The organism is Thalassolituus alkanivorans (assembly GCF_020447205.1).
Taxonomy (GTDB): Bacteria; Pseudomonadota; Gammaproteobacteria; order Pseudomonadales; family Oceanobacteraceae; genus Venatoribacter; species Venatoribacter alkanivorans.
In genome coordinates, this window is sequence record NZ_JAJAEL010000012.1 from 77,724 (window position 1) to 96,281 (window position 18,558).

At 51.4% G+C, this 18,558-nt stretch carries 19 protein-coding genes; 4 read left to right on the forward strand and 15 right to left on the reverse strand.

Features of this window, described 5'->3' with window-relative positions; genetic code table 11:
• Window positions 1–11: 11 nt before the first annotated feature.
• The 5 genes from LGT44_RS08145 to ectA form a co-directional block, all read right to left on the reverse strand.
• Window positions 12–959, reverse strand: a complete 948-nt coding sequence (locus LGT44_RS08145; RefSeq protein ID WP_225691421.1) for a TPR end-of-group domain-containing protein — start codon at window positions 957–959, stop codon at window positions 12–14.
• Window positions 935–2,386, reverse strand: coding sequence for an aspartate kinase (locus LGT44_RS08150; RefSeq protein WP_230331373.1), 1,452 nt, complete (start codon window positions 2,384–2,386; stop codon window positions 935–937). The genes LGT44_RS08145 and LGT44_RS08150 overlap by 25 nt, the downstream gene beginning before the upstream one ends.
• Window positions 2,387–2,397: 11 nt before the next feature.
• On the reverse strand, window positions 2,398–2,796 hold the full coding sequence (locus LGT44_RS08155; RefSeq protein ID WP_225691423.1) for an ectoine synthase: 399 nt from the start codon (window positions 2,794–2,796) through the stop codon (window positions 2,398–2,400).
• A gap of 88 nt (window positions 2,797–2,884) precedes the next feature.
• A complete protein-coding gene (gene ectB / locus LGT44_RS08160; protein WP_230331374.1) occupies window positions 2,885–4,150 on the reverse strand; it encodes a diaminobutyrate--2-oxoglutarate transaminase in 1,266 nt (421 codons plus the stop codon).
• Between the two features lie 8 nt (window positions 4,151–4,158).
• Window positions 4,159–4,701 (reverse strand): diaminobutyrate acetyltransferase, encoded by a 543-nt coding sequence (ectA, locus tag LGT44_RS08165; RefSeq protein ID WP_230331375.1) that lies wholly within the window; start codon window positions 4,699–4,701, stop codon window positions 4,159–4,161.
• 157 nt (window positions 4,702–4,858) lie between these two features.
• On the opposite strand from ectA, the gene LGT44_RS08170 reads away from it, so the two are divergent.
• The 3 genes from LGT44_RS08170 (at window position 4,859) to LGT44_RS08180 (ending at window position 7,293) form a co-directional block, all read left to right on the forward strand.
• Window positions 4,859–5,281, forward strand: coding sequence for a chemotaxis protein CheW (locus LGT44_RS08170; RefSeq protein WP_230331376.1), 423 nt, complete (start codon window positions 4,859–4,861; stop codon window positions 5,279–5,281).
• Window positions 5,281–5,829 (forward strand): MarR family winged helix-turn-helix transcriptional regulator, encoded by a 549-nt coding sequence (locus LGT44_RS08175; protein WP_328296342.1) that lies wholly within the window; start codon window positions 5,281–5,283, stop codon window positions 5,827–5,829. Before LGT44_RS08170 ends, LGT44_RS08175 begins: the two co-directional genes overlap by 1 nt.
• Window positions 5,830–6,111: 282 nt before the next feature.
• A complete protein-coding gene (locus LGT44_RS08180; RefSeq protein WP_225691426.1) occupies window positions 6,112–7,293 on the forward strand; it encodes an acetyl-CoA C-acetyltransferase in 1,182 nt (393 codons plus the stop codon).
• A gap of 141 nt (window positions 7,294–7,434) precedes the next feature.
• Here the strand turns inward: LGT44_RS08180 and LGT44_RS08185 are convergent, their stop codons facing one another.
• Together LGT44_RS08185 and LGT44_RS08190 are read right to left on the reverse strand one after the other, a co-directional pair.
• Entirely contained in the window at window positions 7,435–8,517 is a 1,083-nt protein-coding gene (locus tag LGT44_RS08185) for a DKNYY domain-containing protein (RefSeq protein WP_230331377.1), read from the reverse strand.
• A 175-nt stretch (window positions 8,518–8,692) separates the two neighbouring features.
• Window positions 8,693–10,615, reverse strand: a complete 1,923-nt coding sequence (locus LGT44_RS08190) for a carboxypeptidase regulatory-like domain-containing protein (protein ID WP_230331378.1) — start codon at window positions 10,613–10,615, stop codon at window positions 8,693–8,695.
• A 613-nt stretch (window positions 10,616–11,228) separates the two neighbouring features.
• Between LGT44_RS08190 and LGT44_RS08195 the strand changes: the two genes are divergently transcribed.
• Window positions 11,229–12,899, forward strand: coding sequence for a long-chain-fatty-acid--CoA ligase (locus tag LGT44_RS08195; protein WP_230331056.1), 1,671 nt, complete (start codon window positions 11,229–11,231; stop codon window positions 12,897–12,899).
• Window positions 12,900–12,951: 52 nt separating this feature from the next.
• On the opposite strand, the gene LGT44_RS08200 is transcribed toward LGT44_RS08195, so the two are convergent.
• From LGT44_RS08200 to LGT44_RS08235, 8 genes are all read right to left on the reverse strand, one after another.
• A complete protein-coding gene (locus LGT44_RS08200) occupies window positions 12,952–13,605 on the reverse strand; it encodes a cohesin domain-containing protein (protein WP_230331057.1) in 654 nt (217 codons plus the stop codon).
• A gap of 50 nt (window positions 13,606–13,655) precedes the next feature.
• The gene (locus LGT44_RS08205) at window positions 13,656–15,782 is read right to left on the reverse strand and encodes a dockerin type I domain-containing protein (protein WP_230331058.1); all 2,127 of its coding nucleotides are present in this window, start codon (window positions 15,780–15,782) and stop codon (window positions 13,656–13,658) included.
• A 20-nt stretch (window positions 15,783–15,802) separates the two neighbouring features.
• The gene (locus tag LGT44_RS08210) at window positions 15,803–16,258 is read right to left on the reverse strand and encodes a hypothetical protein (protein WP_230331059.1); all 456 of its coding nucleotides are present in this window, start codon (window positions 16,256–16,258) and stop codon (window positions 15,803–15,805) included.
• 163 nt (window positions 16,259–16,421) lie between these two features.
• On the reverse strand, window positions 16,422–17,171 hold the full coding sequence (tatC, locus tag LGT44_RS08215; protein WP_230331060.1) for a twin-arginine translocase subunit TatC: 750 nt from the start codon (window positions 17,169–17,171) through the stop codon (window positions 16,422–16,424).
• The gene (gene tatB / locus LGT44_RS08220) at window positions 17,168–17,551 is read right to left on the reverse strand and encodes a Sec-independent protein translocase protein TatB (protein WP_230331061.1); all 384 of its coding nucleotides are present in this window, start codon (window positions 17,549–17,551) and stop codon (window positions 17,168–17,170) included. Before tatB ends, tatC begins: the two co-directional genes overlap by 4 nt.
• Entirely contained in the window at window positions 17,551–17,811 is a 261-nt protein-coding gene (tatA, locus tag LGT44_RS08225) for a Sec-independent protein translocase subunit TatA (RefSeq protein ID WP_145466952.1), read from the reverse strand. The genes tatB and tatA overlap by 1 nt, the downstream gene beginning before the upstream one ends.
• A gap of 35 nt (window positions 17,812–17,846) precedes the next feature.
• The gene (locus tag LGT44_RS08230) at window positions 17,847–18,179 is read right to left on the reverse strand and encodes a histidine triad nucleotide-binding protein (protein ID WP_230331062.1); all 333 of its coding nucleotides are present in this window, start codon (window positions 18,177–18,179) and stop codon (window positions 17,847–17,849) included.
• A 33-nt stretch (window positions 18,180–18,212) separates the two neighbouring features.
• On the reverse strand, window positions 18,213–18,545 hold the full coding sequence (locus LGT44_RS08235) for a phosphoribosyl-ATP diphosphatase (RefSeq protein ID WP_145466948.1): 333 nt from the start codon (window positions 18,543–18,545) through the stop codon (window positions 18,213–18,215).
• Window positions 18,546–18,558: the final 13 nt, after the last annotated feature.

An 18,558-nucleotide genomic window follows, 5' to 3' on the forward strand; every position in this document is an offset into this window, starting at 1 on the left:
TCTCCGCTTGCTCAGCTGTTTTCTTCACCGTCTTCATCCGGTGGCAATACCACCATTTCCAGAAAACGCTCATTCTGCAGCAGGCTTTCAAAGCTGATATCGCGGCCAGCCTGTAAGCGCAGTGAGTCGGCTTTATCGATGGCGTTCTGCAGATCGCGCAGGGCTTCTTCGGTTGCACCGCTTTCGGCATGGGCACAGGCACGCTGATAGAGCGCGTGGCTGTTTTCCGGGTCGACTTCCAGTGCGCGGTTGGCAAGGCTGGTTGCCCATTGTGCCTGACCCAGTAATAACGCTGCATCGGCTTTGTAAGTCAGGGCTTCAACGTCGTCCGGACGCAGTTGCAGAATCTGATCGTAAATGGCGATTTTGCTCTGTGGCGTATTTTCCTGTGAGGCTTTCAGCCACAGCGAATGAATTTCGTTGGTGAGTTCAATTTCTTCCTGCGCCTGGGCAATATGCCGTGATTTGCGGTGCAGTTCGTCTTCGAGTTTATCCAGACGTTTTTCATAGCTGGCGGTGATGCGGCGGATTTCGTCGTTGGCAAAAGCGCCAACCCGTTCTTTGATATCACGTAATGAATTCCAGCCAATTAATACCAGCAGCGTGGAAGCACCGGCAATCAGATAGAAAAAATAGGTGACGGTATCGGTGGCATAGGTCAGAGCCTTGCTGGATACATCAATTTCTTTATCGACAATTTTTTCGGTCAGTTCAACCCGCGCATCAGCAATCTGCTGACGCAGATTTTTAACCTCATCGAGCAGATAGCGTTCGGTAAAAGCGCTGTACAGCGGCGCCTGTAATTCTTCGATCGTCTGCTCTGCCTGCTGGTCATTCTGTTGCTGTTTTTTATCGTCGCTGTCAACGGACTGTGCAGCCGCTGGCATGGCCAGGGCTGCACAGAAGGCGCTGATGCTCAGCAATAAAGTCAGGGTCAGGCGGTTTTTTGGTCTGGCCATGTATCGGATTGCTCAATCAGTTTTGAATGAAGTGCTTTTACAGCACTGGCGTAGTCGCTGTCGCTGACCAGGAACATGATGTCCACCTGACGCATGGCCTGGTGTACCGAGTGAATATTCACCCCGGCATCGGACAGTGCTCCGGCGGCCTTTTGCAACAGACCGGTAATTTTCATGTCGCTGCCGATGGCGCTGACCATGGCCAGTTTTTCGACGCGGATATCGGCCTGCTGATAGGCTTGCTGTACGCGTTCCATCAGCCAGTTAATCCGGCGTTTATTACCTTTTAAATAAAAGGTAACGGTGTTGGCGTTAAAATCTTTGGTCAGTACCCGTACCCCGGATTCCAGTACCAGATCATTCATGCGCTGGCTGTAGGACGGATCGCCGACCATATCCTGATCGAAAATCTCCAGAGCCCAGACATTGCGTGTTCCGGCAATAATTTCCACTTTAGGAGTACTACTACAGTAGTCGCTGTGAATCACAGTGCCACTGTGTTCCGGCTCAAAGGTGTTTTTAATGCGCAGCAGAATATTCTGTTTGCGCAGCCCGGCGGCGGCACGCGGGTGAATGGCTTCCATCCCGAGGTTGGCCAGCTGGTCGGCCACGTCGTAGTTGGTCTGGCCGATCGGGTGCACTTTGCCATCACCAACCAGCACAGGGTCGGCGGTGCTTAAGTGGTATTCCTTGTGAATAACGGCTTCGCGCGCGCCGGTAATGGTGGCGATTTTGCTGAAGGTCATTTCGCTGTAGCCACGGTCAAAGGTGCGCATCAGCCCTTCGCGGCACTGGGTGTAACCGGTGACGATGGGCATTTCTGTGCTCATATCGACATCGCTGAAGGCCTGGGCAATATGGTCGTCCAGATTCAGCTGCTCGTCGGAGCGCCAGTTGGTGAGGTCGATAAAGCGTGCGTTCACATCGTGGCTGCGCAGCAGTTGCACGGAGTTAAAGGCACTGTGTGCTTCACCCAGTGCACTGAGCATTTCGCGTACACGATGCAGGTGATCATCCAGCTGGAAGTGGCCGAAGCTGCACACCACTTCCAGATGCTCGAGGCATTCCTGCACATCACGCATACGCTCCTGAATAAACTGGTCCGCGCGTTTATGCATCATGCTGTCCGGGGCAAACATTTCAGCATTGACCGCCAGCATGTTGTTCAGTACTTCATGCAGTTTGTCCTGCCATGGGCGCTTTTCATCCATTTCGGCAAACAGGGCATACACACCCGGTTCACCGCTTTTTTTATGCTCGAGCAGACCATTGGTCATACCGGCGTAAGCAGAAACGACAAATACGCGCTGGTACAGGGTTTCGCCCTGCGTCTGGTGCTGGTACGGACGCAGCCAGATATTGTGCAGAACATCCTGGTACTGACTCATCGACGTGCCGCCGATTTTTTCTACCGTATGCAGAGTCATGGGGTCTCCTTTCAGGCTTTCAGAGGGTCGGCATCCAATGCATAAACGCCGTCTTTGTCGTGTACTTCGTTGCCGATTAATGGCGGATTAAAGACACAGGCCATCTGCATATCGCTGAAACCGCGCAGCAGGTGCTGATCGTGTTTGTCGAGCACGTACAGGGTGCCGGGCTTGATCGGATAAACCTTGCCGTCGGCGGTGGTTTCGATTTCGCCTTCGCCGCTGATGCAGTACACCGATTCAAGGTGGTTCTGATACCAGATAGGGGTTTCGGTTCCGGCAAAAATGGTGGTGATGTGGAAGGAGAAGCCCATGTTGTCTTCTTTCAGCAGCATACGCACACTTTTCCAGTTGCCGCCGTTGATATTACGTGGGGAGTTTTCGCATTCTTCCAGAGTTCTTACGATCATAGTGATTACTCGTTATCGGTTGGATAAACCGCCAGCCGGGTTTCCCGGCGGCTGGCGGTTTTCTGATAGGCAATTAGGAGGGAGATGCTCAGGAGGCTTTGGAAATCTGCTCCGCCATCACATCGCCGATGCACTCGGCAAGAATGCCAAGGCCGGCTTTCAGGGTGTCTTCTTCGATGGTCAGTGGCGTCAGGATTTTTACCACCTGGCCGTCGGAACCGCTGGTTTCAATAACCAGGCCGCGCTTGAACGCCAGCTCGGTGATGCGGCTGGCAACCTGACCGTTCACACATTCCAGACCCTGCATAATGCCGCGCCCTTTGTGCTTCATCTGGCCGCCGTGCTCGGCCTGAATTTCTTTCAGGCGGCTGCGGATCAGCTGCGCTTTTTTCTTCACGCTCTGGCTGAAGCTGTCATCTGCCCAGTAGGTTTCCAGCGCCATGCGGGCGGTAATAAAGGCATGGTTATTACCGCGGAAGGTACCGTTGTGCTCGCCTGGCTTCCAGGTATCGAGTTTTTCTTTCAAAAGCACAATGGCCATTGGCAGACCGTAGCCGCTGAGGGATTTAGACAGGGTGATAACGTCCGGCTCGATACCGAATTCTTCAAAGCTGAAGAAGGTACCGCTGCGGCCACAACCTGCCTGAATATCGTCGACAATCAGCAGCATGTTGTAACGCTTACACAGCGCCTGCAGGCCCAGCATCCAGGCGGCAGAAGCGCTGTTCAGGCCACCTTCGCCCTGAATACATTCAACGATCACGGCGGCCGGGTGTCCCAGACCTGAAGAGCCGTCCTGCAACGCTTTTTCAAAATAATGCAGCGTATTGAAATCGCCGAGATAACCGTCGTACGGCATAAACTGCACACCCGGCAGCGGCATGCCGATGGCGTTTTTGTAGTAGTTATTGGCAGTCACTGCGGCGGCGCCCTGAGTCACGCCGTGGAAACCATTGGTGAACGACACAATGGTCTGACGGCCGGTATTTTTGCGCGCAATCTTCAGTGCCGCTTCCACCGCATTGGTACCGGTCGGGCCGGTAAACTGCACTTTGTACTTCATTTTACGCGGCTTGAGGATGCGCTCGTTGAAGCTTTGCAGGAACGCTGTTTTAGCCTCGGTATGCATGTCCAGGCCATGGGTGATGCTGTCCGACTCGATGTATTCCAGCAGGGCTTTCTTAAACACCGGGTTGTTGTGCCCGTAGTTCAGCGTGCCGGCGCCACCGAGGAAGTCGATGTATTCATTGCCTTCGTTGTCAGTGAGGATGGCGTTCTGTGCCTTGGTGAAAGTCACCGGAAAAGAGCGGCAGTAGCCACGCACGTTGGATTCGAGTTCGTGATAGATATCCATGGTGTTTTTTACTCCTGTGCAAAAAGCATGAAGGGACCAATATGAACCAGCGTTTCGCTGTCGTGAGCGCCGCCAAAGTGTTGTTCGCGGTCAAACAGTTCGCTGGTCTGGAGAGGGGCGCCAAGGCTGTGAGCCAGGCGACGGAAGGTATTCCACGAGGCATCGTTGCCCGGTGTGATACTGGTGTGCAGGTGATGCACAACGTGTTGATGGCGCTTAAGCAGCGCGTGCAGCATGCGACTGGCAAGACCCTGACCGCGGGCTTTGCTGTCGACCGCAACCTGCCAGACGAACAGCGTGTCGGGCTGGTGCGGCAGGCGATAGCCGGAGATAAAGCCGACCATCTCGCCGTTCTGTTCTGCCACGATGGCAGTGTCGGCAAAGTGCGAACACTGCAGCAGGTTGCAGTACATTGAATTGACATCTAAAGGCTTGCAGCGCTCAACCAGAGAGAAAGCGGCATGGCCGTCGGTTGCTGCAGGCTTCCGGAAGGTAATATTGTTTTGATCTGTAATGTTTTTTTCTGACGTTTCTGTCGAAAAAGTATCCATTTCTCGCTTTCAGTTGCCACGTACCGATTAATCAGCCTGAATTTTATTCAGTTTGGCTAAGAATTAATCATTACGGCAACTGCCATTTACTTAGAACCCTAAACAATTTAGCATCGTGGTAATTTATTTACAACTCTAAATAAAACGAGGTGAGCTGATGAATGCTCAGAAATGGCTCACATTCCGCCTGGATGAAACCTGTTACTGCCTGCCGGTGCGTCAGGTGCGTGAAGTTGCGCACTTTCAGCCGCCGGAGCCTGTTCCCGGTGCGCCGGCGGTGGTGTCGGGCATCATTAATCAGCGCGGTGATGTGGTCACTGTACTGGATGGCAGGGCGCTGCTGGGGCTGGCTGCTCAGGAAGCCACGGATGACAGCCGTATCATGACGCTGGAACTGGAGCATGAAGTGGTCGGCATGGTGATTGATCAGGTGCAGGAAATCATAGAGCTCAATGAATCGGATATTGAGCCGCCAGCGCAGACGCAGGCACTGATTCTGGGGACTTATCAGCAGGGTGATGAGTTGCTGGTTGCTCTTAATGCCGATCAGCTGGGAAAACTGCCGGAGGCCGATGGATAATGAATGTTTTGAACCCTAACGATGTTAGAATCGGCTCTTATCAGAATGATCCGGACAACGACATGAACCGCTATGATGAGGTGCTGGTAGCCCTGCGCCGTATTATCCGCGCCACCGATCTGCACTCGCGCCAGCTGAGTAAAATTGCTGGTCTGACCGCGCCGCAGTTATTGATTCTGCAATTGCTGCGCCAGCACACCGAATTAACGGTGGGTGAGGTTGCCCAGCGCGTGAGCCTGTCGCAGGCGACGGTGACCACCATTATCGACCGTTTGGAAAAACGCGGTTTTGTTAAGCGTGAGCGCGGCAGTGCCGATAAGCGCAAAGTCTACGTGTATCTGACGCCGGAGGCGGATGCGGTGTTGCTGAATGCCCCGAAACCGCTGCAGGAAAGCTTTGTGCAGCAGTATCAGGATCTGCACGACTGGGAGCAGACGATGATTCTCAGCTCGCTCGAGCGGGTCGCCTATATGATGGATGCCCAGCATATCGACGCTTCGCCGGTACTGGATGTGGGCGCTCTCGACCGCGTAGACCGCGACGCCTGAGTCGTGACGCCTTATCCGAATCCCCGACCTTTACCCCTGCCAAACGTGCCACTTATGGCCTGATAAGCACAAAGCCTGTTCCTGACCTGCACCAATGGCGGACGGCATCAGGCCGTCTTTCGGGTATAATGGCGCGCCTGCACCTGCCCGGCGTCCGGTTTTCACTGCGCCCGACAAAGAGGACAAGCGCCAGCCGTTGGACTGAATTAGCGGCTGAGGTTCATGAATTCGTCATCCTCGCTGTGCTACTCAATGCAGGCCCTCATATTCTGGAGAATTTCTATGACTGACGTAGTAATCGTTGCCGCTACCCGTACCGCTATTGGCTCATTTGCCGGCTCACTGGCCAGTGTTCAGGCGGTGGATCTGGGTGCGACGGTAATCCGTTCATTGCTGGAAAAAACCGGCATCAATCCGGCCGAAGTCGATGAAGTGCTGATGGGCCAGGTATTAACCGCCGCAGCGGGCCAGAACCCGGCACGTCAGGCGGCGATCAAAGGCGGTCTGGCCGATACCACGCCGGCGATGACCATTAACAAGGTGTGTGGCTCCGGTCTGAAAGCACTGCATCTGGCGGCTCAGGCGATTAAAGCCGGTGATGCAGACCTGATTATTGCCGGTGGTCAGGAATCTATGTCCAATGCGCCCCACGCTCTGCCAAATTCACGCAATGGTCAGCGTATGGGACCGTGGAACATGGTCGACACCATGATTGTGGATGGCCTGTGGGATGCGTTTAACGATTACCACATGGGTATCACTGCCGAAAATATCGCTGATGAGTATCAGATTTCCCGTGAAGAGCAGGACGCATTTGCCGCCGCTTCACAGGAAAAAGCGCTGGCTGCGATTGCTGCCGGTAAGTTCAAAGATGAAATCACTCCGGTGGTAATTCCACAGCGCAAAGGCGACCCTAAGGTATTCGATACCGACGAAAACCCACGCGCTGGCACCACGGCTGCCAAGCTGGCTGAAATGCGTCCGGCCTTTAAGAAAGACGGCAGCGTTACCGCGGGTAATGCCTCTTCACTGAATGACGGTGCCGCCGCAGTGATGCTGGCCAGCCGTGAAAAAGCCGAAGCGCTGGGCCTGCCGATTCTGGCCACCATCAAAGCCTATGCGAATGCCGGTGTTGACCCGAAAATCATGGGTACCGGCCCGATTCCGGCGACGAAAAAGTGTCTGGAAAAAGCCGGCTGGACTCTGGCCGATCTGGATCTGGTCGAAGCCAACGAAGCCTTTGCCGTGCAGGCGCTGTCGGTTAATAAAGGTCTGGGCTGGGATGCAGACAAGATCAACGTTAATGGCGGTGCTATCGCTCTGGGTCACCCGATTGGTGCATCAGGCTGCCGTATTTTTGTATCGCTGCTGCATGAAATGATGCGCCGTGATGCGAAAAAAGGTCTGGCAACCCTGTGTATCGGTGGTGGTATGGGTGTTGCTCTGGCGGTAGAGCGTGCTTAAGCACGGCTTTTGCCGGGTAGAATCCGGGGACTGAAATTCGGAGATTGAAATCCGGGGACTGAAATCCGGGGACTGAAATCCGGGTTCTGAAACCGGGAAAATAAAAAGGGCAGCTAAGGCTGCCCTTTTTTATTCAGCGCATTATTGCGCGGCTTTTTCGGCGAGTTGTTTTACAACCTTGCCGTTCATATACAACGCATAGCGGTCACGGGCTTCGGACTGAGTTTCGTCATCCCAGTCGGTGACCACAAAGCTGTCGTAATCGACATCGTGCAGTATCTGCGTCGGCTCGTAGCTCTCGCGGTGATAAATATGTCTGGCGTCTTTCAGATAGCCGCGATTCAGAACTTCCATGGTTTGCGGATCGGCTCCGGCAATCGGTGCTGAACGCTCACCGATCAGGTCGTAGACGGCGGCACGGTCACGGGCGTAGCCATCGGTATCGGGTAACAGCACAAAGCTTGGCGCATCGGCCATCGGCAAAATAATTTTTTCCAGGTAGTAAATGTGCTGGCGGTCTTTGGCCAGAAACGGCGTAATAATACTGATTTCATCCGGGTTCACTTCGCCAATGCGCTCAGCATCGTAATACAGCGTGGTGCCGGAAAGGGCATAGGCGGACGGGCTGCCCCAGGCATCCGGCACCCGTTTGAACTGTGCCGGGTCAGCACCGGGAATGGCCTTGCCGCCGAGGTAAATCTTTTGGTTATCGACCCAGTATTCCTCGTCACTGTCCAGCGCCCGGAAAGATGCAGCGTCGGCATCCGCCAGCAGTTCTCCGCGGAAATACACCTGCTTATTATCGCGGGCATAACCTTGGGAATAATAATTGTTGCCCAGCACCTCAAAGGTTTCGCTGTCGGCTGCGGCGACAGGACGGGCGTTGTAATACACCTGATTATTGACGTTGGAATAACCACTGCTGGCGATGCCGTTTAAGGCATTTTTCAGCAGCGAGCCATAGCCGAACACACTCAGTGCCAGCACGATAATGACGGTGGCGCCCAGGGTCAGGGTACGGCCGGAAATACCGAACAGCTCTGCACCGAATATCCAGTACAGCGCGCACAACGGAATGGGGTAACAAAGGAAGATCATCATGCCGATGATATGTTCGCGGTTATTTTCTGAACCCGGTGCATCAAATGCCATCGGCGACATCATCATGACCATTGGCCAGAACAGCAGCATCATGGTGGTTATGATCTGAAAGATTAAAAGCATCGGAATATCCTTTCCGTAAGAGTGGCAAGGTTGTCAGCCGGCCGCATGCCGGAGCAAAAAAGCATCATACAAAAAACGGCCAGCAACGGCTTTCCATTTTTATTGATAGTTTGCCTGATATAAAAAAGGGCAGCGGATGCTGCCCTTTTTTATTCCCTGCTTTGTTCTATGGCTGTCAGAGATCGACAGACAACTCTGCCGGAATGTCATTCACAACCGGGTAATACAGATCGTATCGCAGCTCTGTACTGGTCTGATCGTCAATGGATACCTGAAAGGCGAGCAGCACAAAACCGCTATCTGGTGCAGTAATACTTGCTGCCAGTTCGATAGCGTCATTCTGTTCTACCTGCTGAGTAGCAAGAACAGTCTGACTGCCATCACTGTTTACCTGAATCAGTTTCAGGGTGGCCGCCGTGCCGTAGGTGTATTCTCCACCAATATTGATTTCCTGAACCTCGCCGGCGATAACCGGTGTCTGACTCATTGGTGAAAATGTCGGCTGCAGATACGTTTCGCGTTCAAGATAGCGCGGGAAGGTACCTGCTTCGCGTTTGATGCTGATGTCATCAACCAGCCAGCCGCGGAAGCCGTTATACAGTTCGTCCTGGGTGTTAAAGCGGAAGCGCAGTTTGATTTGCTCGCCGGCCAGATCTGAGATATCAATCGGCTCCTGCCATAACCACGCTGGCGCCTTGTTATAGCCGCGGTTGGAGTAGGGCAGCGGTGCACGGTCCTGATCATCCAGACCCACCGGATCTGACAACGGATTCAGACGGGCAATGGGTGTCCATTGAATATCATCGATGCTGTATTCAATGGTCATCAGATCAAAGCCATTTTCATTCGGGTTAACCGCTTCAATTTCCCACCAGGTACGGAAGGTAAGAGACAGTGGGCCGGTTTCAGCGCTCAGATCAATATCGGGTGAAACAATTGCACCACCGTTCGGCGTTAACGATGTCCCTCCGTCGAGTTCCTCTTGTGGTTCCTCCGGCTCACCGAGGAAATTCCCCTGAGTGACACCTCCGGATGCGGCCTGGCCATACCAGCAGGCGCGGTTGCTCAGCGGGTCTGGGACTTTACCGGCAGAAGTATCATCCGGAGCAAGGAGCACCAGATCACTGACCAGTGCCTGGTTTATGATGTTAAGACCGGCATTGTGGCTGTGCCAGAGATTCTGCAGTTCTTCATCTGCTTCTTCTGCCGGGGTTTCTTCTGCATTCAGTGTAGCCAGTGGCCCCGGCCCTTCTCCAGCACCGGTATAAGATTGCGAAACGCTGACGGTCATCCAGCTACCACAGGCCGCTTCGCTGACGGGCTGCTCAAAATTTTCACTGTAAAGAGCATCACTGTTGCCAGTGGCTGCCTGCAATGAAAAATTCAGACCGCTGAGGGCAGATATCTGGGTCAGATCCAGAGGAATTACCCGTGTGCCATAGCCATCGCGGCTGATACGGATGGTGGCCGTTTTTATAGCTAATAATTTGCTTAGCGATACGTTAACGATCAGTACGAAGTGGCCGTCGTTATCGGTGGTCGCTGTGGCAATGGCACCGTTGGTCGCCGCGCCGCCGGAAATCTCAATCTGAGCATTATTCAGCGGACCATCGGCATCAAAAATAATACCGCTAAGAGAAGCGAAGAATCCCTGGCCTTCGAGGCTTTCGGCGCCGTTGTCAGTGATGACCAGAGGGGCCGCTACAGTGCTGCTGCCGGAGGCATTTTCTGCACGGATTTCCAGTGTCGTGGTTACGGTGACACCGGAGATGGTAATGGTCAGGGTATAACTTCCCGGAGCGAGATCAGGGAAGGTGATATGGCCGTTGCTGTCTGCCGTCAGTTGTACACTGTTGCTGGCGAGAACTGCGGCTACCGCGATGCCTGCAGTGTTTTTCGGGCTGATGGTTACCTGGGCCTCTGAAAGAGGCTTGCCGCTGGCATCCAGCAGAGACAATTGGCTCAGATTCTGGGTGACAGGAGTGTAATTGCCCGGTGGAGTACTGTTGTCACCACCTCCTGAATTGCCTGAACTACCCGAACCGCCGCCGCAAGCTGCCAGAAGGCCAGCCAGTATAAGAATGGAATAAGCTTTCATAGGGTAACCCTCCTTTGGTTAACGCGCTGAATCCTATCAGGCAGGAGGGAAAAATTCACAGACACGAAGGTTTGTCTTACCAGACGTTTACTGTTTTTTTATCGCAGGTTTATGTCGCCGGCCACGGATAAAAACAAATGGCTCAATTTGCCCGGAGCGGTGAAAAGTGCCTAGGGCCTGTTAACACTAATTAAACAGGGCTGTTATCGGCTAAAAAATTCCTCAGGCAAGGCGTTGGGAGTGTGGGATGTTCAGCACATCCCTGTGCTTCCCCCCTTCGGGGCTGGCACGCCAATCTGTTCCAGACAGATTGGTAACGGGTTAAGCGAGCGAACAGCAACGCAGGATGAGGGATTTTTAGCCATAACCCTTCGGGCTGAGGCCAGTTTTCCCCATTAACGTCGTCGTTCGTTATTCATTTAACCCGTTAATATCCCTCCTCACTCCTTGTTCTGAGAAAAACTGGCTCTCAGCAGGCCCGATTCAATTAGTGTTAACAGACCCTGGCATCTCATTCTATGGGAGGAGACACGCTAACAAAGCGGCCTTTGCCTCTGGCTAACAGGCGCTAAGGCTTTTAAGCTGGAGCAAACAACTCGCCATGGAACGCATTATGACACTCACTGCTTCTTCTGCTTTGGCCCATGCCGGCCAGATGATGACTCAGCCACTGATTATTTCAGACCTGCTGGAATACGCTGCTGCGCATCATGGTACGCGTGAAATTATCAGCCGCCGGCTGGAAGGTGATATCCACCGCTATACCTACCGCGATGCGTTAAAACGCAGCAAGCAGCTGGCCAATGCCTTGCTGGCTTTGGGAGTTCAGCCCGGTGACCGGGTGGCGACACTGGCCTGGAACGGCTACCGCCATTTTGAATGTTATTACGCGATCTCCGGTATCGGTGCCATCTGTCATACCGTTAATCCACGGCTTTATACCGAGCAGGTGGAATACATTATTAATCATGCCGAAGACTGCTATGTCTTTCTGGATGCCTGCTTCGCAAAATTACTGGAACCGGTGGCGGATAAATTAACCTCGGTCAAAGGCTTTATCTTTATGATCGACGCCGACCAGATGCCGCAAACCAGACTGCCAAATGCCATTAATTATGAAGATTTAATGACAACATACAGCAGCGAACTGGTATGGCCGCGGTTTCCGCAGGATACCGCCTCCGGCCTGTGTTACACCTCGGGCACTACCGGCAACCCTAAAGGCGTGTTGTATTCCCATGCCTCCACTGTACTGCATGCCTATGCCAGCCGTAATCCGGATGCACTGAATGTTTCTGCCGATTCGGTGGTGATGCCGGTTGTTCCTATGTACCACGTCTGCGCCTGGGGTATGCCTTATATTGCTCCGATGAGTGGTGCGACGCTGGTGCTGCCCGGTGATGGTATGGATGGCCAGAGTCTGCATGAATTAATCGAGCTGGCCGAGGTAGATTTAATGCTGGGCGTACCAACGGTTTGGCTGGGTCTGATCGATTATTTAAAACGTAACAATAAACGCATGGATTCGGTTAAAACCGTCGGCGTTGGTGGCTCAGCCTCACCGAAATCCCTGGTGGAAACACTGGATAAAGAATACGGCGTGTATTTATTGCCAATCTGGGGCATGACCGAAACCTCACCGCTGGCGACACTCGGCTCACCAACCAAAGCGATGCAGAAAATGAGCGACGATGAACGCTATCGTCTGCAGACTACCGCCGGCCGGCCAATGTTTGGTATTGAGCTGGAAATCTTTGGTGAGGATGATCAGCCACTGCCACACGACGGAACGTCACGCGGCTATCTGCGTGTGCGTGGCCCCTGGGTATTAACGGCGTATTATAAAAATGAAAAACCGGATTCGTTCTTTATCGATGTGGATGGTAAGCAGTGGTTCGATACCGGTGATATTGCCGTGATTGATGAAAACAGTTATCTGCAGATTGTTGACCGCGCCAAAGATGTGGTGAAGTCCGGCGGTGAGTGGATTTCCAGTATCGATCTGGAAAACGCGGCAGTAGGGCACCCGGACGTAAAAGAAGCCTGTGTGATTGGCGTGCGTCATCAGAAGTGGGATGAGCGGCCGTTGCTGTTTATTGTAAAAAGTGAAGAAAGCGATATCAATAAACAGGATATCTATAACTATCTGGAAAGCCGTGTTGCCAAGTGGTGGCTACCGGATGACATTCTGTTTGTTGAGGAGCTGCCGCACACTGCCACGGGCAAGCTGCAGAAACGTACGCTGCGTGATGAGTATATTGATTATCTGGTGGAGAAGGCCTGAGGATATTCTCTCACTCTGAATGATTAAAAAGCCCGGCAGTTGCCGGGCTTTTTTATATTGCAGGACGTTTTACTTTCTGACGCCAATACATAAAGAATACGATGTTGATCAACAGCAGAAATGCAAAAACTCCGCCGAGAATATACATCAGATTATTATCTCTGCCAGAAGCAGAATAGTCGGGTATGGCCAGCGCGGGTATGGATACTTTGCCTGAAGTTGTTGCAGCGCTCCGAGCTGGTTCAACGAGTACAGGTTGCGGTAATTTTGCGCTGATCAGACGGCCTTCTTTGGTCCCAAACTCCAGTTGCTTAACCTGAACAATACCTGGCTTGGTATTCTTAAACGCAATTGTGGCAAGGATACCAGAGCCGCTGACTGCAGGTGCCGGATTAAGCAGGCTGAGAGCAAGGCGAATGCTGTGCTTTCGAGTATCAACGCTGTTGCTGACCTCAAAGGCGGACGTACCGAACAGATTCCCGCTTTGGATCTGTATCCCTGATTTTCCGGAATCCAGATCAACGACCTCAAGCGCGGCTGCATCGTAGTCGAGAATCAGGTCGACACCATAGATATCATCCAGTGCAGTTGCTTCCAGAATCAGCCAGCGAATGCCTTCCTTGTCCTGAGTTGAAAAACTCAGGACCGGAGTTCCGGCAGAGGATGTGCTGGCTATCAATGTGAAAATTAAAAGAAGAATTCGCATGAAATATTCCAGATAATTATGAAGCAGGCGGGGTTTCCCCCGCCTGAATTTTATTGCGGGTTACACTGAACAGAGCCGAAGTGGCTGGCAAGAATAGCCAGATCCTGAACATTGATTACACTGTCTTTATTCAGATCTGCTTTCTGATCGTACAACTCATCACCATTGGCAGAGCCATACTTTCCGGCAAGGTAGGTGAAATCCGCGATATTGATTTCACCATCATCGTTGATATCACCGGCAAAGAGAGTGATCTGGCCAACATCAATATTCGCACCTTCGGAAATACTGTGATTCATGCAGCTTTGAACATAGTTGTCAGCATTGAAAGCGATGGTAAAGTCGCCGTCGCGCAGTTCGTCAAAACTGAAGTTTCCTGCACTATCAACACCGGTGGTAATCGTCCGGCCATTGATGGTTACCGATACGGTAATGTCTTCAGGATTGACCCCAACCGGAATTTCAATGCTGCCACTGAATCCGCCATTACCACCGTGAATGCCATCATCGATAGTGATCGTCGCATTCTGGACTGTCACCGGAATCAGATTACCCGAAGCGTCTGATAAGGCTGCTGAACAAACAACATTCGCGGTTGTTGTTGTCGTGTCCGCAAACAGATCCGCGCTAAGCAGCGTTCCGTTTTCTTCCAGCTCTGCATTTCCGGTATGTGTAATAGCCCCGGACATGTTCTGGCTTCCCCAATTAAGAGGCAGAGTCAGACGATTCTCACCGCCCCAGTCACCATAGTTGCTACCAGTAATATTCAGAGCGGTGGTATCTACAGAGCAGGATACTTCGGTGGCGTAGGCCTGGCCCTGAATGCCGATGGTCAGTGAGGAATAGGCATTCAGATAAGGATCTATTGTTGAGCTTTCAGGGTTTACCGTAATGATGACTCCTTCAGCTTGAGTAAGACCTGTGGTGTATATGCCATTGAAAGAGGAAAACCCGCCAGTCGAGTCCGCGGTGAAACCAAGCAGTGGTTGCAGGAATATCCCTTGCTTCACCGGACCAAAGGGCAGGGTGTTGAGTATGATATTTGATGTCAGGCTCTGGAATTCAACCAGAGAAGTATCTTCAGGCAGACCTGCGCCAGCCAGATCCTGAGGCATATCAGGATAATTCAGAAATAATTCCGGATACAATGATTTGGCTCTTTCTGTTGATTCCAGAATGTAAGTTCTGTAGGCCGAATCCAACAGTGCATCAAGGATTAAACGGCTGACAGATTCAGCTATTTCACTATTATTCGATGTGCGGGTGATGACAATATATGATGCGCCAAATTTTTCATATTCAAAAGAACGGATCGCGTATTCATATGTTCCATTTGTTGACCTTGCTGGAAAGAAATTCTGCGTGCTGGTTATAAATGACTCTGTTCCTGATGCACAGGAAAGATAATGCGTGTTATCGCTGATAAAGTGTTCGTACTCAGGTGTTAACTGCGTAAGAATGAGATTCTGAAATTCAGCATCAGTAATTCCTGACGGAAACAGCTCCTGAACATTCATTTCAATAATCAGCTCTTCATATCTTGCAGGCTTATCCGGATAGCTTGACAGGAATTCACCAACAGAATCTGACTCCATGGAGTATCTTTGAAGAAACTCTTCAAATGTCATATCTGAGTTTCTGAAATCCTGCCGAGTGCATTTATAATGCCCATCAGACTTTTTCATATAGAGGACGTTATCTATAGATTCTATGATGTCACCGTCAATTGGTGTGCCATTCTCAGGAATATAAGAGGCGTCTAAGGCGATTTCTGATACAGCGCCGTTCTCATAAGAGAAATACCGTCTTCTATCATTTTTGTCATCAACAGCAATGATTGGACTTTCACCATCAGTAATCAACAGATTGCTGTAAGATGTATCAACCTCGTCTTTCAGTAGGGATATACTAGGTTTTCCTGGTGCGCTGACCATAAGCTCCATATGAGATCCATCGGTATCAGAATATCTTTTTCTGAGCAGTGCATATCCCGAACTGTTCATTGGAAACTTGTATGTGGGAGTTAGAACTCCACTTTCAATATCTTCTATATATTCTGAATTGCCAAGATCAGAGCAGAGCTGAAGATTTGCTTGGAAGGATAATTGGATATTCCATTTTGAAAAATCACAATGATATATATTCCCTGTACCGAAACGGTCGTGGTCAGCAATCAAGGCGTAGTTGCCAGCAACCCCTACCGCAGTATAGCCAGTGATATTCTTGTATAGGTATTGCCCCCTCTGGACTTCATCCGCAGCATTTCTATCAGAGAGTCTGCGATCCCGATAAACTCGCTCGTCGTTGTCTGAGTCGTTATTCCCAGGTGTTCAAAACGATCAGGGTTCTCCGGCATATTCGGATAATTTGCCAGAAGCCCTTCTTGATAACCATTGGGCCATGGCAGTATCTCTGCGAGAGTGCTTTCACTTGTAGCTATCAGAGAACCGGTGTCTGGATCGGTAATAGTATCGATAAGACTTAGGTAGATCGGATTGGAGCTGCCGAGCTGATTGGATACTATCGCAATGCCAGAGTCAGTCCGACCTACATATTGTGATGGTTGGCTTTCATAAGCAATCATGTCGAAGTTCGCAGCCTGAGTTATTGAACTCGCAGCAATGATTGATGTGGTGAGAAGTATTTTTTTCATTGTTATTATCCATATAAACAGGACTGGTGATGCTAATTATGTACTCCTGTACCAGTCAAATGCTTCCCCTTTACTTAGTGCATAAGTATGAGATTTGTTTATTTCATACAATAAAAAAGCCCGGCAGTTGCCGGGCTTTTTATGCTCGATAAAGTCAGGATAATCAGCTTTCCTGAATCTCTTCTTCGCTGTCTTCCAGTGGCTTTTTAATCAGCCTTGAGGCCAGTACACCGGCTTCAAACAGCAGCCACATCGGTACGGCCAGAATGGTCTGGGAGATAACATCCGGTGGCGTAACCAGCATGCCGACAACAAAGCAGCCAACAAAAATATAAGGGCGCTTTTCTGTCAGGGCAGCAACGGTGGTTATACCGCTGAGTACCATCAGAAAGGTCGCAATCGGAATTTCAAAGGCGATGCCAAAGGCAAAAAAGATTTTAAGAATAAAATCGAGAATATTGCTGATGTCCGGCATAAAGGAAATACCTTCCGGTCCGGCGGCGGTAAAGAAGCCGAAGGCCAGTGGCAGCACCACAAAGTAGGCAAAGGCGATTCCGGTATAAAACAGGACAACGCTGGATACCAGCAACGGAATACCGAATTTCTTTTCGTGTTGATACAAACCGGGAGAGATAAAACTCCATACCTGATGCAGCAGAAAAGGCACTGCCAGCAGGACCGCCAGAACCAATGTCAGTTTAAACGGCACCAGAAAAGGCGAGGCCACACCGGTGGCGATCATATTGCCGCTGTCGGGCAGCAATACTGACAGTGGTTTTACCAGAATCAGGTACAGGTCGTTGGCAAAGTAGAACATGCCAAGAAACAGCACCAATACCACCAGTACCGATTTCAGCAAACGGTTTCGCAGTTCGATCAGGTGGGCAATCAGAGGTTGTTCATGATCGGTCATGATGACGCATCGGTATTATCAGGTTTTGAATTGGCGGCAGGCTGCTGCGGGCCAGATTGTTGTGGACCTGGCTGTTGAGGACCAGCGACAGCTGCCGGTTTATTGTCCGGCTGCGTTTCTGCTTTAGGCTTGGGCTGAATGCTGTTAGCCGATGGCGAATCGTCATCGAGAAACGTGGCATAAGGGTCTTTCAGCTTTTCGCGTAATTCTTCGGTGCGGACCTGGCGCTCAAGATCATCCTGGATATTGCTCATGGTGCGGCGCATACGGCCAAGAAACAGACCCACTGTGCGGGCTGCTTTTGGCAGTCTTTCCGGGCCGAGCACCAGCAGGCCCAGAATTGCTACCACCATTAATTCCAGAAAACCGATATCGAACATCAGATTTTATCTTGGTCTTTGTTGGTGCTTTTGAATTCGGCGTCTTTGGCTGCGCCTTCTTTATGCTCCAGTGTTTTTGCCGGCTCTTTACTATCGTCTTCATCGGCTTTTGCACTGCTGTCGTCATTCACAGCTTTTTTAAAGCTCTTGATTGCTCCGCCCAGGTCGCCACCCAGGTTGCGCAGTTTTTTGGTGCCGAAAATCATAATGACGATGGCCAGAACGATTAATAATTGCCAGATACTGATTCCGCCGAGCATAGGAAAATCCTCTTATTCTTAATTTAAAAATTACATCAGAAACCGGGCAGCTGATCGCCGCCCAGTATATGAAAGTGCATATGGAAAACTTCCTGCCCACCTTCTTTACCGGTATTGGTAATGGTGCGGAAGCCAGTCAGGTTTTGTGTGCGGGCAATGGCCGGCAGGCTGAGCATTAAATGGCTCATCAGGCTGGCATCAGCGTCGCTCAGATCATTCAGGTTAACGATATGGCGCTTGGGAATGACCAGCAGGTGGGTGTCCGCTTTAGGCGCAATATCGTGAAACGCCAGCAGGTGCTCATCTTCATAAACGACATTGGCCGGAATCTTTCCGGCGACAATCTGGCAAAACAGACAGTCCGGCATACTCAATCTCTCAGTTCTCTGGTCTGTACCGGTTTACTTGGGCGTACGTGACGCCTTTTCTTCCAGGCCGGACATATTAAAACGCCGTGCCAGTTCGTTAACCACGGCTTCCGGGCGCTCACCCAGCTTGGCCAGTGCCACCAGGGTGTGGAACCACAGGTCGGCGGTCTCGTAGATAACATCGCTGTTATCGCCACTGGTCTCGGCGTCTTTGGCGGCCAGAATGGTTTCGGTGGCTTCTTCGCCAACCTTTTCCAGAATCTTGTTCAGGCCCTTGTGATACAGGCTGGCCACATAGGATGAATCGGCGGCCGCGCTCTTACGTTCTTCAAGGATATCGCCGAGGGCGGAAAGTATATCGCTCATAGCTGTTTCAGTT

Excerpts from the sequence above, each read along its gene's own strand:
- LGT44_RS08175 (WP_328296342.1), top strand. The coding sequence starts at position 5,281 with ATGAATGTTTTGAACCCTAACGATGTTAGAATCGGCTCTTATCAGAAT.
- LGT44_RS08230 (WP_230331062.1), bottom strand. The coding sequence starts at position 18,179 with ATGCCGGACTGTCTGTTTTGCCAGATTGTCGCCGGAAAGATTCCGGCC.
- tatA (WP_145466952.1), bottom strand. The coding sequence starts at position 17,811 with ATGCTCGGCGGAATCAGTATCTGGCAATTATTAATCGTTCTGGCCATC.
- LGT44_RS08185 (WP_230331377.1), bottom strand. The coding sequence starts at position 8,517 with ATGCTTTTAATCTTTCAGATCATAACCACCATGATGCTGCTGTTCTGG.
- LGT44_RS08210 (WP_230331059.1), bottom strand. The coding sequence starts at position 16,258 with ATGAAAAAAATACTTCTCACCACATCAATCATTGCTGCGAGTTCAATA.
- LGT44_RS08170 (WP_230331376.1), top strand. The coding sequence starts at position 4,859 with ATGAATGCTCAGAAATGGCTCACATTCCGCCTGGATGAAACCTGTTAC.
- ectB (WP_230331374.1), bottom strand. The coding sequence starts at position 4,150 with ATGGATATCTATCACGAACTCGAATCCAACGTGCGTGGCTACTGCCGC.
- ectA (WP_230331375.1), bottom strand. The coding sequence starts at position 4,701 with ATGGATACTTTTTCGACAGAAACGTCAGAAAAAAACATTACAGATCAA.
- LGT44_RS08155 (WP_225691423.1), bottom strand. The coding sequence starts at position 2,796 with ATGATCGTAAGAACTCTGGAAGAATGCGAAAACTCCCCACGTAATATC.
- LGT44_RS08235 (WP_145466948.1), bottom strand. The coding sequence starts at position 18,545 with ATGAGCGATATACTTTCCGCCCTCGGCGATATCCTTGAAGAACGTAAG.
- LGT44_RS08180 (WP_225691426.1), top strand. The coding sequence starts at position 6,112 with ATGACTGACGTAGTAATCGTTGCCGCTACCCGTACCGCTATTGGCTCA.
- LGT44_RS08200 (WP_230331057.1), bottom strand. The coding sequence starts at position 13,605 with ATGCGAATTCTTCTTTTAATTTTCACATTGATAGCCAGCACATCCTCT.
- LGT44_RS08145 (WP_225691421.1), bottom strand. The coding sequence starts at position 959 with ATGGCCAGACCAAAAAACCGCCTGACCCTGACTTTATTGCTGAGCATC.
- LGT44_RS08190 (WP_230331378.1), bottom strand. The coding sequence starts at position 10,615 with ATGAAAGCTTATTCCATTCTTATACTGGCTGGCCTTCTGGCAGCTTGC.
- tatC (WP_230331060.1), bottom strand. The coding sequence starts at position 17,171 with ATGACCGATCATGAACAACCTCTGATTGCCCACCTGATCGAACTGCGA.
- LGT44_RS08195 (WP_230331056.1), top strand. The coding sequence starts at position 11,229 with ATGACACTCACTGCTTCTTCTGCTTTGGCCCATGCCGGCCAGATGATG.
- tatB (WP_230331061.1), bottom strand. The coding sequence starts at position 17,551 with ATGTTCGATATCGGTTTTCTGGAATTAATGGTGGTAGCAATTCTGGGC.
- LGT44_RS08150 (WP_230331373.1), bottom strand. The coding sequence starts at position 2,386 with ATGACTCTGCATACGGTAGAAAAAATCGGCGGCACGTCGATGAGTCAG.